This is a genomic window from Synechococcus sp. WH 7805 (assembly GCF_000153285.1).
Classification (GTDB): Bacteria; Cyanobacteriota; Cyanobacteriia; order PCC-6307; family Cyanobiaceae; genus Synechococcus_C.
In genome coordinates this window covers 217,422-231,535 of sequence record NZ_CH724168.1, presented here as the reverse complement: position 1 = coordinate 231,535, position 14,114 = coordinate 217,422, and the positions used below count along the sequence as shown (strand labels likewise).

General features: G+C 55.1%; 14 protein-coding genes. 6 read left to right on the top strand and 8 right to left on the bottom strand.

Features of this window, described 5'->3' with window-relative positions; genetic code table 11:
• Nucleotides 1–106 precede the first annotated feature (106 nt).
• Nucleotides 107–1,414 (top strand): MSMEG_0569 family flavin-dependent oxidoreductase, encoded by a 1,308-nt coding sequence (locus WH7805_RS01435; RefSeq protein ID WP_006041141.1) that lies wholly within the window; start codon nt 107–109, stop codon nt 1,412–1,414.
• A gap of 68 nt (nt 1,415–1,482) precedes the next feature.
• Here WH7805_RS01435 and WH7805_RS01430 read toward each other — a convergent pair whose 3' ends face one another.
• The 4 genes from WH7805_RS01430 to WH7805_RS13680 all read right to left on the bottom strand — a co-directional run bounded on the left by WH7805_RS01430 (nt 1,483) and on the right by WH7805_RS13680 (nt 7,234).
• On the bottom strand, nt 1,483–2,553 hold the full coding sequence (locus WH7805_RS01430) for a DUF1214 domain-containing protein (protein WP_232198917.1): 1,071 nt from the start codon (nt 2,551–2,553) through the stop codon (nt 1,483–1,485).
• A 429-nt stretch (nt 2,554–2,982) separates the two neighbouring features.
• Nucleotides 2,983–6,078, bottom strand: a complete 3,096-nt coding sequence (locus WH7805_RS01425) for an efflux RND transporter permease subunit (protein ID WP_006041139.1) — start codon at nt 6,076–6,078, stop codon at nt 2,983–2,985.
• Between the two features lie 12 nt (nt 6,079–6,090).
• The gene (locus tag WH7805_RS01420; protein WP_006041138.1) at nt 6,091–6,678 is read right to left on the bottom strand and encodes an efflux RND transporter periplasmic adaptor subunit; all 588 of its coding nucleotides are present in this window, start codon (nt 6,676–6,678) and stop codon (nt 6,091–6,093) included.
• Between the two features lie 235 nt (nt 6,679–6,913).
• A complete protein-coding gene (locus WH7805_RS13680; protein WP_156783575.1) occupies nt 6,914–7,234 on the bottom strand; it encodes a hypothetical protein in 321 nt (106 codons plus the stop codon).
• A 373-nt stretch (nt 7,235–7,607) separates the two neighbouring features.
• Here WH7805_RS13680 and WH7805_RS01410 point away from each other — a divergent pair, with 373 nt between their 5' ends.
• From WH7805_RS01410 to WH7805_RS01390, 4 genes are all read left to right on the top strand, one after another.
• Nucleotides 7,608–8,735 carry a calcium-binding protein gene (locus tag WH7805_RS01410; protein WP_006041135.1) on the top strand — a complete coding sequence of 376 codons (1,128 nt, stop codon included), beginning with the start codon at nt 7,608–7,610 and terminating at the stop codon, nt 8,733–8,735.
• Nucleotides 8,736–9,074: 339 nt separating this feature from the next.
• Nucleotides 9,075–9,869 (top strand): hypothetical protein, encoded by a 795-nt coding sequence (locus WH7805_RS01400; protein WP_006041133.1) that lies wholly within the window; start codon nt 9,075–9,077, stop codon nt 9,867–9,869.
• A gap of 5 nt (nt 9,870–9,874) precedes the next feature.
• The gene (locus tag WH7805_RS01395) at nt 9,875–10,687 is read left to right on the top strand and encodes a metallophosphoesterase (protein ID WP_038004878.1); all 813 of its coding nucleotides are present in this window, start codon (nt 9,875–9,877) and stop codon (nt 10,685–10,687) included.
• Nucleotides 10,687–11,406, top strand: coding sequence for a hypothetical protein (locus tag WH7805_RS01390; RefSeq protein ID WP_006041131.1), 720 nt, complete (start codon nt 10,687–10,689; stop codon nt 11,404–11,406). The genes WH7805_RS01395 and WH7805_RS01390 overlap by 1 nt, the downstream gene beginning before the upstream one ends.
• A 37-nt stretch (nt 11,407–11,443) precedes the next feature.
• On the opposite strand, the gene WH7805_RS01385 is transcribed toward WH7805_RS01390, so the two are convergent.
• Nucleotides 11,444–11,671: a hypothetical protein gene (locus WH7805_RS01385; RefSeq protein WP_006041130.1), complete on the bottom strand. Its 228-nt coding sequence runs from the start codon at nt 11,669–11,671 to the stop codon at nt 11,444–11,446.
• Nucleotides 11,668–11,985, bottom strand: coding sequence for a hypothetical protein (locus WH7805_RS01380; RefSeq protein WP_006041129.1), 318 nt, complete (start codon nt 11,983–11,985; stop codon nt 11,668–11,670). Before WH7805_RS01380 ends, WH7805_RS01385 begins: the two co-directional genes overlap by 4 nt.
• 78 nt (nt 11,986–12,063) lie before the next feature.
• On the opposite strand from WH7805_RS01380, the gene WH7805_RS01375 reads away from it, so the two are divergent.
• Nucleotides 12,064–13,338: a cytochrome P450 gene (locus tag WH7805_RS01375; RefSeq protein ID WP_006041128.1), complete on the top strand. Its 1,275-nt coding sequence runs from the start codon at nt 12,064–12,066 to the stop codon at nt 13,336–13,338.
• A gap of 16 nt (nt 13,339–13,354) precedes the next feature.
• On the opposite strand, the gene WH7805_RS01370 is transcribed toward WH7805_RS01375, so the two are convergent.
• Together WH7805_RS01370 and WH7805_RS01365 are read right to left on the bottom strand one after the other, a co-directional pair.
• Entirely contained in the window at nt 13,355–13,585 is a 231-nt protein-coding gene (locus tag WH7805_RS01370) for a hypothetical protein (RefSeq protein WP_006041127.1), read from the bottom strand.
• 17 nt (nt 13,586–13,602) lie between these two features.
• Nucleotides 13,603–14,055 (bottom strand): hypothetical protein, encoded by a 453-nt coding sequence (locus WH7805_RS01365; protein WP_156783574.1) that lies wholly within the window; start codon nt 14,053–14,055, stop codon nt 13,603–13,605.
• Nucleotides 14,056–14,114 lie beyond the last annotated feature (59 nt).

The following is a 14,114-nucleotide window of genomic DNA, read 5'->3' as shown; positions in this document are numbered from 1 at the left end:
TTGCAACAAAACCAACGACTGAGAGAGACAACTCGATTGCCTATTCAGTGCTTTTCACTACAGCTTTCTTCATTTTTCCAGAAATAGAGTTGTCAGTACATCGACGTTGCAAGTGATTTCTGAATCCAATCCATCACTTCAGCGCCGTTCAGCAGTCGTCATCGGTGCCGGCCAAGCTGGCCTTTCTGCTGCCTATGCGTTGCAGCAACAAGGGATACGACCGCTGGTTCTCGAAAAGCACCGTGTGGCGTACGCCTGGGATCAACAGCGCTGGGATTCGTTCTGCCTGGTGACACCGAACTGGCAATGTCGCCTACCCGATTTCCCTTACAACGGAGACAACCCAGGCGGCTTCATGGGCAAGTCGTCGATTGTTGATTACCTGCAGAGGTTTGCTCAGCATGTCAACGCTGATCTGCGCGAGGGTGTCGCTGTCTCACGGCTGACCCCCATTGTGAATGGGTATCGACTCGACACCAGTGAGGGAGTCATCGAAGCCGAACACGTCATCGTTGCCACTGGGGGCTATCACATTCCCCGACGTCATCCATTCTCCGAACGCCTTCCAGCTGCTGTGCAGCAACTGGATGCACGCTCCTACCGAAACCCAGAGTCACTCCCAGATGGTCCAGTCCTGGTCGTCGGCAATGGCCAATCAGGTAGCCAGATCGCTGAAGACCTCCATCTTGCGGGTCGTTCCGTCCATCTGAGTGTGGGTCGTGCACCTCGATCTCCGCGTCGCTATCGCGGCAAAGACGTTGTGGATTGGCTGGATCGCATGGGGTACTACGCCATGCCGATTAGCGATCATGCTGAGCCACGATCCGTTCGAGCAAAAACGAACCACTACCTCACGGGACGTGACGGCGGGCGTGAGATTGATCTTCGTCAACGCGCCATGGAGGGAATGCACTTGCATGGGCGACTGTCGACGATCACGAGGGAGCAGATCGGCTTCGCCGATGACTTGGCTGCCAATCTCGATCAAGCCGATGCGGTGTATTGCCGCATCCGCACCAGCATTGACAACTGGATTGAGCAAGAAGGGATCGATGCACCGATCGAACCGGCGTATTCCCCCTGTTGGCAACCCTCACCGGTGGATGACCCTGGCATTGATTTGAATACTCAGCCCCTTGCTGCGGTGATCTGGTGTACGGGATATCGCAGCGATTTCAGCTGGATTGATGCGCCCGTTTTTGATGGGAGTGGGTTGCCGGCCCATGATCGCGGCGTCACCAAAAGTGCTGGTCTGTATTTCATCGGTTTGCCATGGCTGCATACGTGGGGTTCCGGACGCTTCTGCGGGGTCAGTGACGATGCGCGCTATCTCGCCCAAGTGATCAGCCTTCGATTGCATCGGCGTGACGCTTGCCAAGAACGTCTTGAATGCACAGCGATCTTGGGGTCATAACCCTTGAGCATCACAGCAAAATATTCGCTACTTCGTATTGATACGGACCAAACAAAAAACCAATGCCGTTATTTAATTTTTTTAATGTCAAGCGTTGGATTGTAGCCCTTTTGGCCTGTTTTCACCATATCGCTAGGTCCGTAATGCCTCATGACAACGTTAAATCGACCCGTTAAATTCCCTTCACGAATAGGCACATTGTTGGGCTGGCCGTCACATCCAAACCGAACGGTATAAGTGCCATCTTGATTTTTGGCAGGGTTCATCTCACTTGAGATGTTCGCGTTATCGTTAAAGAGGTAGCCATCACCATTGTAGACAGTTGCAGACCAAAAATCTCTGGCCTGTGGGTCCAGAAAGGTCATTTCATAACAACCATCAGAGGTTAGATATTGACCAATTTGGTACACATTATCTTGAACCATCGCGCCACCCCACCCTCCTGCGGCACCAACATAATTCATGAAGGCAGTTTGCCCACTTTCCTTGTTACTGTAGGCCTTGGATTGATCATAACCCTTCGAAAAAATATTATTTCCAGCCGCAGCAACCTGTTCAAACGATTCATCATCCCAGTTTTTAACACTGAAAGGCTTAGCTGAATTGACCTCAGAGACGAGGTTACGACGTGCATTGTCATCAAGGCTTCTGACAACAACGAAAGCGTGAGTTGTCTTCGCTGTAAGCCTGTGCCTACCAGGACCGTAAATCATGGGTTGAGTTTCATGATTTTCATCCACCACCTGAATCGAGACATATTGATCAGTTTCAGGAATAGTGATGTAAATACCACCGGTCATGTCAAAAACAGAAGTAGAATAGAATGTATCTCTGTTCATTCGCACGACGAACTGCTTTGCCGGGTCGCTCGAGGCAACTGGCATTTCCAAAAATTTATTGACACCACCTGCCTGCTTGATGATCGCATCAAAGCGCAAATTGCTATACGCCTGAGGGAAATTGTCTTGGGTGACAACAATGGCACTTGACGCGCTGAGTTCGCCATCGCCTTTATTACTAGCAATGACGGCTGTCTGTTGAACTAAATCCGACTGATTGGCATCGTTGCTTGCATCGACAAAATCATGAAAGCGAACTGTTGCCGAAGCCTCAACGCACAAAGCGCTGAGAGGTGCCATCAGAACGAGGGGTAGAGCGCGAACCATCAAACAACACATCACTAGTCTGAGTTTAAGGATAAAGCTGATGATGTGTCACGGTTCATGGTCCCAATCGTGCTGATTCTCTGAAGGCCATTGGTCTCCTTGGCTATGAGAAATCGATGACGAGCAAAGCATGACAAGCTAAGAAAATGTGAATGGTATCCAGTCATTTCAATCGTGACCTCCAAATGGACTGCGAACACTCAAACCAGCAAACCGCTTGTTTCCAGATGCATTGCATTGAACTTGTCTATTGATGGATGGCTTGTTCGAACAACCCACGACAAATCCATGATCGGATCACGTCTTCCTAACCCGGCAATCTGCCTGCGTTGGCAACACAGCGAAGAACACATCAAGGTCTGGATGCACGGCGATCTTTGGGTCCTAAAACGGAGGTCGAGGTCATGAAGGAAGAAGCCAACGCCCATAGCGGGCATACAAAGCGGGAATCACCACCAGCGTGAGCAGCGTGGAGGTGATCAGCCCCCCGAGCACAACGATGGCGAGGGGTTGAAGGATTTCATTACCGGCGCCAAAAGCAAGAGCCAACGGCAACATGCCGAGGGACGAGGTCAGTGCCGTCATCAAGATCGCATTGAGCCTCTCCAGGCTGCCGTTTCGGATCAACTCCATCAGTGGCTCACCGCCTTGATGGCGCCGATTGAAGTTGTCCACCAGCAACAGGCCATTGCGAATGGCGACTCCAAACAAGGTGATGAAACCGATCAATGAAGCCACCGACAGCACCCCACCACTGATCAGAACAGCCACCAGACCACCCACCAGGGCCAGGGGCAGGTTGATCAGGATCGCCACTGTGGCTGGCCACGAGTGCAGTGCCACCAGCATCAAACCGGCGATCACCACAGCGGCCAAGAGGCTGTAGAGAACCAAGGCACGGGTTGCCCGTTGCTCTGATTCGAATTGGCCTCCGTAGCGGATGTTGTAGCCAACAGGCAGCCGGACCAACGTCGCTACCTGGCTGCGAATGTCATTCACCACCGGCCCCAAAGGGCGACCGGAAACATTGGCTGACACCACAATCCGGCGAGCCACATCCTCACGGTTGATCTCGTTCGGGCCACGGGTCGAGGTGAGCAACACAAAGTCCCCTAAGGGTTTGAGCACTCCCGAAGCGGTTCGAATCGGCACGCGACGCAACGCATCGAGATCACTACGTTGTTCCGGTCTCAGAGTCACGATCAAGGGATCACGGCCACTGGCGGGCTCAGCCGGGCTAATGAGTGCACCATGCAGAGCGACGTCGATGGCTTCTGCCAGCGTTCCAACCCCCACCCCGTCCTGAAGCGCCCGGTCACGATCAATCGTCAGTTGGATCTGGGGCACTGGCAGCAAAGGCTCAAGCTGAAGATCCACCGCACCTGGCACCTCACCCACCGCATCACGAACCTGCTCACCAAGACGGCGCAGTTCATTGAGATCAGGGCCGGAAATTTTGATGGCGATGGCACTGCGTACGCCAGAGAGCACTTCATCCATCCGATGGGAGATGAACCCACCGATGTTGGGGGCCACACCCGGTAGGGCGAGGAAGGCCTCACGGAGACGAGCGATGGCAGCGGGGCGATCAGCCATGGCCTGATCACTTAATTCCAGATCGACGTGAGCAATATTCACTCCCGCGCCATCCGCATCTCCTGGGGCACGCCCGGCGCGCACCTGAATCCAGTCGACGTCGTCGCTGGACTGGAGACGTTCGGAGAGAACTGTGCCTGCGCGGCTTGTCATCTCGAGAGACACACCGGGGTAAAGAACCATCGAATTCACCAGCGATTGCTCGCGAAACTCCGGCAAGAACACCCGTCCAAGCCCTGGAAGAATCAACACAGCCGCCACAACCGTTGCCAGGGCAAGCGCCAAGACGCGCCGTGGGGTGATCAAAGCAAGATTCAGAATGGGGCTGTAGAGCCGTACCGCAGTCCGCTCAACCCAGGAGCTTTCAGCCGGCAGTGGCGCCCGACTCAGCAACAGAGCACAGAGGGCCGGTGAAAGGGTGAATGCGACGAGCGTCGATGCCAGGATCGACATCACGTAGGCGATGCCCATCGGCATAAAAATGCGTCCTTCCACGCCCGTGAGCGTGAAGATTGGAGCAAACACCACAACGATGATCAAGGTGGAAAACAGCACCGGCTGACGCACCTCCACCGAGGTGCGAAACACCACCTCCAAGGGGTCTTGGGGCAACGGCAACTGCCGATTACGGCGCAGCCCCCGGTAGCAGTTCTCCATGTCAACGATGGCATCGTCGACCACCGATCCAATGGCCACCACCAAACCACCAAGGGTCATGGTGTTGAGCTGAAGCCCAAGCCCCCGCATCAACAACAGGCCAACCAACAACGACAACGGGATGGCACTGAGGGTGATCACAGCGGTGCGCCAGTTCATCAGAAAAAGCACAAGCACAGCCGCCACAATCACAACGCCCAGCACCAGTGATTCGCTCACATTGCGGATCGCACTATCGATGAACTGGGCCTGACGGAACGTCTGGCTCACCACCACATCCTTCGGCAGGGAGTCATTCAGCTGTTCAACCCGTTGTTCCACAGCTTTCGTCAGCTGCGGGGTGTCCACATCGGGCTGCTTGTTGATCATCAACACCACAGCGGGCTTGGCATTGAAGGAGGCTTCTCCACGCCGCAAGGCAGCACCGGGGCGAATCTCAGCGACACCGCCCAAAGCGATGATCTGATCTGTGGCTGAACGCAACGGTGTCTTTTCCAGATCATCACTGGCCGTGCTGATGGGGGGAGGAAGGATTAAACGTTCTTGCCCGCCAGCAATCTGAACACCACCGCGGCCGTTGAACTGCGATGCGCGAGCTGCCTCAACGACATCAGTGAGAGCAAGATTGCGCTGCTGCAGAGCCTCCAGATTCAGCTGCACTTGTGTCTGCGGCAGGTCACCGCCGTAGATGGTCACCTGGGCAACGCCAGGGATGGCGAGCAACGCATTCTCATACGTGGTTTGAACCAACGAGCGCAATCGCAATTGCTCATCTGCCGTCGCCGAATCAGGCAGCGTGAAGGCGTATTGGAGAACCGTGCCGAGGGGCGAAAGGGGTGGGGAAATGTCAGGCGAACCGGCCGACGCTGGCAACTGGGCGCGGAGCTGCTGCAAACGTTCCGACACCAACTGCCGGGCGTTCTGCAACTGTGATGCGTCACGAAACACCACCTGCACCATCGAAAGACCAGGTTTGGATGCGGAACGCACCACATCCACCCCAGGCAAACCATTCACAGCAGCTTCGATGGGCGCACTGATCTGGAGCTCAATCTGCTCCGGTGCAAGACCAGGAGCAGCCGTTTGAATCTCCACCTGCGGCGGCGCAAAGGGGGGGAATACATCCAGAGGCATCTGAACAACATTCAGAACGCCCCAAACACTGATCAGAATCGAGCAAACAACAACGAGACAACGGCGTGTAATCGAACCACGCAGGATGGAATTGAGCAGCTTGGTCAACATTGATGCATCCGATCAACCTTGCTTGGATCCAGAACCACGACTGCGAACTCCGACCACCACACCGAGAATGAACAACACAGCAACAACGATGCCTCCGGGGAGAATCCATGCAGGGGCAATGTTTTCTACAGGCTCAACTGCAGCCTGGCCCGATTCGGCCATTGCCGTGCTTGTTGGACTCTTTTCAACCGGAACACGATCCTGCTTCTGAGACTCGGCGTAAAGCGAAAGAGCTCCTGAAACAACCACCTGTTCATCGGCAGTCACACCCTCCAGAACAACCGTGCGGTCATTCGTTGCCGCCCCGAGACGTACGAACACCGGGTCGTACGTGCTACCGCTGCGTACAAACACCAGAGGTTTCCCAGCAGCATCAACAACAGCAACGCTCGGCACCGTCAATTGCCCATCAGGCCCGCTCTGGGGAGCATCCGTGACGATCCCAAGGAGCTGATCCTGATCAGGCGATGCCTTCACCTGATCAACCTCACCGTTCTGGACAAACTCATCGCCATGACCGGAGTGGGCCAAAGCAGCTGGGGTGAGAAGCCCCTGAGCACTCACGCAAAGAACAGCACAGCAGAGAAACAGTGCGCGCACGTTGTAAGGGCAATGTCACACCCATTGTCTTGAAAATTTCAGATTCACACGAACTGCTTAAACAAAGAAGCAAATTCAACTTTGAGAGCCGGCGAAGGGGCCTTAACAAACAGCCTCCGTTGCCCACCATTGCTCACTCCTACCCAAAATCCAGGAACAACTGAAGGACGGGCCCCTCTGACCTGTGCATGCCACAAGGAACCAAGTGACCGCAACGGTCAGCAGGGCAATCGACTCAACCCTTAAACCTAGGATTTGCAACCGGGGGAGAGTGTCTGGTCATGCCCTCCCAAGCACCCTTCATCCTTAGAGAAGACTCATCAATGGAGCCGAATTCGGCAAGTTCTAATGAAGTTGGCTGCAAAGACTTGGCCAACTCAAGAAGATCAGCTGCCAGCTGGTAATCCCCCTCAAGATAAAGCACTTTGCAAAGTGAAATCACCTCTCCATAATCAGCAGCGGAAGAGCCATTAATAAGGCCACGTGCAGTGCCTCGGGAGACAACTAATTGCAAATCGATACTCATCACCAAACCATAACCAATGCGGCCAAGCACGAATCAAGAACTACAGGATCAGTTCGGAATCAGAACATCAGACTGGCATCCGATCCAAGACAGTGATTAATGTGTATCAAGCCATATTGACCTTGGGATAATCATCAAAACACAACTTAATATCACTGGCACAGGAATAGAGCCTGCTCTGAACTCAAGTTCAGACAACCACCACCGCCATCACCGCGAATCCCAGTGCCCCTGCCAGACACTCCCGTGGTTGCAGCAGCGCCAGATCAAAGGCGTGGAGGCCCCCGTGAAGGGTTCCGAACAACAGAAAGGTGCCAACAGGCGGTCACGCTCGTGAGGCAGCAGCACTTTCAGTGCGTGGTACCCCAGTACGGTGAGATGGATCCGGGTAAAATACAGATTATTGCTCTGGGTTACCGTTTTGCTAATTATCGACCCTCTTGCACAAAGCAATATCATCAATGGGTCGCGTGGTAGCGATCAAATTTTTGGTCGAGACTTAAACGACACAATTAATGGTTTGCGAGGCGATGATCTTTTACTGGGAGAGGCAGGCGACGATCGCGTTGAAGGAGGCGCCGGGGATGATGTCATCAACGGGGGGCCGGGAAACGATATAGCCAAAGCAGGGAAGGGTAATGACACCATTATTGGAGACAGAGGAGATGACATTATTGATGGAGGGAGTGGATCTGCTGATGTAGCGGACTACAGCAGTCTGGGCGCACCTATTACACTTTTGGAAATGGGGCAAATCTTCAAGCTCGATTTCGGAACCGACATTCTTCTGTCGATCGAAACCGTGATCGGAGATGCAAGTCAATCCAATAGCATTGATGGGGTCTCCGATGGAGCATTCTTCGACAATGACAACAATGCATCATTTAATATTGATCTCAGTGCTGAAAGATTGACCGTCAATATCGCCTCATCTAACATTGGTCCGTTTGACATCCAGGTTGTTAATTTCAACAATGTTATCGGAACCAATTTAGATGATGTCATTCAAGGCAATGCCTTTGCCAACGATCTGAGTGGTGAAAGAGGAGATGATTTCCTTCAAGGAGGCAAGGGACGTGACACTTTGACCGGAGGCATGGGAAGCGATCGCCTGTTTGGGGGAAATGGAAAAGATACCCTTTGGGGGAATCGCGGATCCGACAGTCTGGTTGGAGGTAACGGTGATGATGTTCTTCAGGGTGGGCAGGGTCAAGATATTATTAATGGAACGGGGTCTAAATTAGGTGCTAGTGATTTTGATCAACTCTTTGGAGGCTCTAATGCTGACATATTCATTCTGGGAACAGCTGAAGAAAAATTCTATCAGGGTGATGGGTTTGCAACGATCTTAGATTTCGAGTCTGGAGCTGACAAAATTCAACTCAATGGCTCTGTTGAGGAGTATACATTTGTAAGCAATAAAATTATTTTACTGGGTGGAGATCTAATTGCCACTACGAGCACAGTGTTTGATATTCAGGCAGATTTGGTCTTTACAGACCCACTATCAGACACGTTTCCTGTTTGGTAAGCATTTGGATTGAATATGATCAATTCATTCTAAAAATCTGTGTCGCAATCACAGGCACAGAACCTTCTCTGAACTCAAGTCCAAACAGCCACCACCGCCATTACTGCGAATCCCAGTGCCGCTGCCAAAAACTCGCGCTGATTGCAGCAGCGCCTGATCAAAGGCATAGAGGCCAACCCGTGAAGCGTTCCGAAAAACAGAACGTTGCCAGCAGCCGCGCAGGAGCAGCTTCAACGTGTTTTCTGGTATCGAGCGTGGACAGGCGAGGCCAACGCTGCCAAAGTAAGAATGATTCTCATTTCCAGCCATCGGCGGTGGCTGGCCAACCGACTGACTGCCATGGGGCACATTTGGCTGATCACAGGGCCTCCCGGCTGCGGGAAAACCAACTGGATCCTCAACACTCTTCAAAACCATTCTGGGCCCAAGGCCTATCTGCCGCTGCACGGCCACTCATCAAACGAGCTGGAACAGGCCGATAACGTTGGCATCGACAGGGCTTGGTTGACAGATCAAATTCCTGATTTGCAACAGGCGGAAGTCAATGCTGAGCTTGTTCAAGAGCCACAGAAAGATCAACTCACCCTGATCGAATGGCCGCAGTTCCATCCACCCAAGACCGTTGGGATCGAGGGAGCTGATCCCTCACTGCTGAACACTTTGAGCGGGATGAATCTCAGCCCACAACGCGTGTTGAACTTCGGGTGTGATGCCGAACTTCCCGATCAGGACACCCTCAGATTTACCCGACTTGAATCATGGTCTCTCAACCTTCATGGCCAAGTTTGGGATCCCAACAGCCTCAGCAGTTTCTGGTTTGAGCTGGTCAATGGCGCCTATGGGGACGTCTACCGGGCAAAAGCATTGATGAATCTTCCCGATGGCCGGGCTTTTCTCTGCAACTGGATGGTGAGTCAGCCGTCATCCCAGTTTCTTCCGCTGAAGAATGTTTTACCACCCCTGGGTCGACCACAGCGCACATCGGAGCTGGTGGTGCAAGGCAAAGCCCTCAACAGCCCTGGAATTGAATCAACCATTCACGATTGCCTTCTCAGTGATGAAGCACTGGAACTGCATCAGGCACCTTTGAGGGAGCAATTCAACCAACAACAATCCACCCCTTCGCTTGTGTGATCACCATGAAACAAGCCGTTATTTCCTGCCTCCACGCCAACCTCGCTGCGGTTGAAGCTGTCCTTGCGGATATTGATCAACAGGGCATCAACACCATCACCTGCCTCGGTGATCTTGTCGGTTACGGCCCGCAGCCCAATGAAGTGGTGAATCTCATCCGCCAGCGCAACATTCCAACCTGCCAGGGCTGTTGGGATGAGGACATCATTGACGGCCTCAATGCCTGCGAATGCAGCTACCCCTCGCAACTGGCGGAACGGCGCGGTCACAGAGCGCACCATTGGACAGAGCAACAGCTCACAGAAGACAACAAAGCTTTTCTGGCCACATTGCCGATGACCTTGCGACGAAACTCTCATCTGTTTGTGCATGGCAGTCCCAACAGCCAACATGAATATCTCTTGCCTGATATGAGTGCATTCGCAGCCCTGGAGAGGGTTGATTCAGCTGGGGCCGAGATTCTGTTCTGCGGTCATACCCATCAGCCTTATGTCCGGGAACTGAGCGAGGGTTCGATCCAAGTGAAAGTTCAGGGCAACAAAGAAGCTCCTGTTGAGCACGAACTGAAGCTGCCTGTGCGACGCATTGTGAATGCAGGTTCGGTTGGAGAACCCCGCCATGGGGGAACCAAAGCGACGTATGTGATACATGATGACAACACCCAGGAGATCACGATTCACGAAGTTGAGTATGACGTTGCTGTAACCTGCCAGGCCATTGTGAATGCTGGCCTACCCGAAGTGTTTGCCTGGCGATTAAGCCACGGATTTGAATACGCCGAGCGGGCCGATGATGCCAGCCACGTGTGTGAGCGCTGATGGAACGCTGGGCACTCATCAGTGGTCTGCACGGAGATCTTGATCTCTACGAACAGATTCAACGCGACCTGTCCACCCAACGGGGGATTGAAAGCCTCTTCGTTCTCGGCGATCTGATCAGTTCAGAGCGCAATTGTGATGCCTTGCTCAGTCGATTGCGTAAGCCAAAACGCAACGATCTCAAGCCCGATTGCATCTACGGATGGTGGGAGGAGCAGTTGCTGGCCGAATGCGGCTACCGAGGGGAGCGCAACGCTGAGGCACTTCGACTCGAGCGTGGGGAAGATGCCATCCAGGCACTACTCACTGCAGTGGGTCCAGGACATGCCGAATGGTTGGCGTCCCTTCAGTTCGGCTTCATCGAACTGGATTGTGCCCTGATGCACGGGAGTTCGGCCGATGTGGGTGATCAACTCACCCCAACGCGATCTCCCCTCATTCTCCTCGACCGTCTCACACGCCTGAATGTGAACCGTCTGTTTACGGCCCGCTGCGGCGAGCAATTTCGCATTGAGCTCACGGGAGGATCGATGGCATCACGTGTGCAAGATCTTTCAGGTGAGCACCAACAGGAGCACACCGTCCCCAAACGCAGTGTGATCGGGATCGGCAAAGGTGCCAGCTACACGATCTACACCCCAGCCAACGATCATCTGGAATTCCGAACCATTGGTGAGCGGAACACCGCAACGCACGCCAGAGGACAAGGGTTTGCCTGAAACCGACGCACCAACCGGATTGAATCCAGGCCATTCATCAGTGAATGGGTGAAGCCTGGAAGTTCCAGCGCTCCCCATCTTCAAGCCACAGCTCCCAGGCCAGACGGGATCCATCGCGAAGCTGCAGTTGCCCACCAAAGCCCGCGGGAGATGGCTGATAGAGATCGCTGATCTCCAGCGCAGGCTCTCCATCGCGGGTGAACAGCATCTCCACTCTCTTGCCGATCCGTTGACCAAGATCTCCGCGGAGCTCCTCGATGGTCATGCCTGGGCACTGCTGAAATCCAACACCAGATCGCCGAGATCGTCACGGCTGATGCTGAAGCGGAAGCCATCAAGCGTGCCGCTCCACACCCCCGCGGAGGCATCCGCCTCCAACCCCACCGGTGCTTCAACGCTGTGATCAAAGAGCGTCTGGAAACAATGCGCCGCCACTCGCGCCGCCTGATCGGCATCCATGTCATCGAGTTCGTGGGCCGCCACAGGGCAGCCCTCGAGCAGTTCTGCATCAATCACATTGCCCATCCCCACATCGGCAACCAGCGCTGCCAGCGCGTCGTGCATGTCGGATCCAGCCATCGTCAATGTCACACCAACAGGGCGATCAAAGCACCTCCCCCTGCTCGATAGCGTGTGGCCTCCTCTCTCCCGAGCGCCATGACGGCCAGGTCACTTCCGAGCACGGGGGCCGTGACCGGCCTGAAGGAAACCCTCGACTTTTTCCGCGACCCGCAGTTCGCGCAGAAGCGGTTCACGGCCTATGGCGAAGTGTTTGAAACGCGACTGCTCAACCAGCGCCTGGTATTCATCCGCGGGGAACAGCCGATTGCCGATCTGTTCGCCCAGGGGGACGCCCTCGAGGGTTGGTGGCCGGAGAGCGTGCGCCAGCTTCTCGGCAACCGCTCATTGGCCAATCGCAGCGGAGAAGGTCACAAGGCGCGCCGCCGGGTGGTCGGACAGCTGTTTTCCGCAGCAGCTCTGAGCCGCTACACCCCTTCGATCGCCGCTCTGGTGGAGGAGCTGGCAGAGGAGCTGATCCAGGCCAAGGCCCCAGTTCAGCTCGTGCCCTGCATGCGTCGCTTCGCCTTTGCCGTGATCGCCACCACCGTGCTGGGTCTGGATGCCAGTGACCGGCAGGCCCTGTTCGCCGACTTCGAGATCTGGACCCGGGCCCTGTTCTCGATTCCCGTCGCCATTCCTGGCACTCCCTTCGCCAAGGCCCTGGAGGCCAAGAAGCGCCTGCTGCTCCGCCTGCAACAGGTTCTGGCCCAGACATCAACGAGGCGGGGAGGCCTGGACCTGCTCAGCGGCGGCCTAGATGAGGCTGGGATTCCTCTCACCGATGATGATCTGGTGGAACAACTGCTTCTGCTGCTGTTCGCCGGCTACGAAACCACCGCGTCGTCCTTGAGCTGTCTGATGCGCGCCCTATTGCTCAACCCCGAGGTTGAGCAATGGTTGTTGCCAGAACTGCTGGATCAGTCCTGGCCCAACTTGGATGCCCGAAGCTGCCCTCGTCTCGACGCCACCGTGCTGGAGGTGATGCGCCTGACGCCGCCAGTGGGAGGGTTCTTCCGCAGAACCAAGGACACCGTTCAGCTCGGTGGTGTGGCGATACCACCGAATCGAGTGATTCAGGTGGCACTTTCACCAGACCTTGGCGATGGGTCCTGCGACCTGGCAGACATCAGACCGCAACGCCACCTGGATGGTTCATTCACGGCAACCCTCTTGCCCTTCGGCGGCGGGGAGCGAGTTTGCCTGGGCAAGGCGTTGGCGGAGCTGGAGATCCGTCTGATGGCGGTTGGGCTGCTGCAGCGCGTGCGGCTGGAGTTAACGCCGGATCAAGACCTGACGCTTCAGCAGATCCCCAGTCCCTCACCTCGGGGAGGGTTGCTGGTGAGAGCATCGGCCCGCGACACGTCGCGGTGAACCAAAAGGAGCCCGCTTAGTGATCATCCTGTGACGCCCTGGAGTCGGTAAGGATCTGGTAGAGCCTGAATCCACCCCAGCCCCACAACAGAGACCAAAGAATAAAAGTGATCGCGGTGCCGAGCTGGCCTGTTTCCAGTGAATAAACGCCGAACTCAATCAATCCGGCATCGATCAACGATCCTCCGACACCCCAGCCAAGAACCCAGGTGAAGAGAAACCCAATGGCCTGCAGATTGCCTGTCATGAATCAATCAGGGGTCGTCAACTCTTGAACAGTTCGTCGGTCATCTCCCGAAAAGGCTTGAACGACGCTCCGGGGCGGCGTTTGCGAGCCGGAAGGCTGGTTCCGGGGAGAAGATTCTCGGGTGCATAGGTCACCAGAACCACCTCAGGCTTGCGGCTCTCTTCGGCAGCCAGTTCACGGGCGATGGCCTCAGCGGTGGTCAGTGACTCACCGGAGACCACTGGATCTGCAGCGATGGCCTCCTCAGACGGAACGGCAGGCTCTTCAGAAGTGGAGGGATCGGGCAGCGCCGGCGCAGGAAGTGGCCGCAGAAGCACCAGGCCCACCGCCAGAACAAGCAGTGAAGCAATGGTTCCGATCAGGCCGGGCAGGCGTCCGTAGAAGTTCCAGACTGTGCCGGAAACAGCAAGGCCCAGAACACCAGTGGCGGCGGCGGCAGGTCCGGCCAGGCGACGGACGAGTGCGATCACGGGCTCTGCAACAAAACTCAATCCTGTCGAAAAAGAGAGGCAACTGCGGGGGGCCGCCG

Coding starts and splice junctions, on each gene's coding strand:
- WH7805_RS01430 (WP_232198917.1), bottom strand. CDS start 2,553: ATGGCACCTCTCAGCGCTTTGTGCGTTGAGGCTTCGGCAACAGTTCGC.
- WH7805_RS01425 (WP_006041139.1), bottom strand. CDS start 6,078: ATGTTGACCAAGCTGCTCAATTCCATCCTGCGTGGTTCGATTACACGC.
- WH7805_RS01400 (WP_006041133.1), top strand. CDS start 9,075: ATGGGGCACATTTGGCTGATCACAGGGCCTCCCGGCTGCGGGAAAACC.
- WH7805_RS01395 (WP_038004878.1), top strand. CDS start 9,875: ATGAAACAAGCCGTTATTTCCTGCCTCCACGCCAACCTCGCTGCGGTT.
- WH7805_RS01390 (WP_006041131.1), top strand. CDS start 10,687: ATGGAACGCTGGGCACTCATCAGTGGTCTGCACGGAGATCTTGATCTC.
- WH7805_RS01385 (WP_006041130.1), bottom strand. CDS start 11,671: ATGACCATCGAGGAGCTCCGCGGAGATCTTGGTCAACGGATCGGCAAG.
- WH7805_RS01380 (WP_006041129.1), bottom strand. CDS start 11,985: ATGGCTGGATCCGACATGCACGACGCGCTGGCAGCGCTGGTTGCCGAT.
- WH7805_RS01375 (WP_006041128.1), top strand. CDS start 12,064: ATGACGGCCAGGTCACTTCCGAGCACGGGGGCCGTGACCGGCCTGAAG.
- WH7805_RS01370 (WP_006041127.1), bottom strand. CDS start 13,585: ATGACAGGCAATCTGCAGGCCATTGGGTTTCTCTTCACCTGGGTTCTT.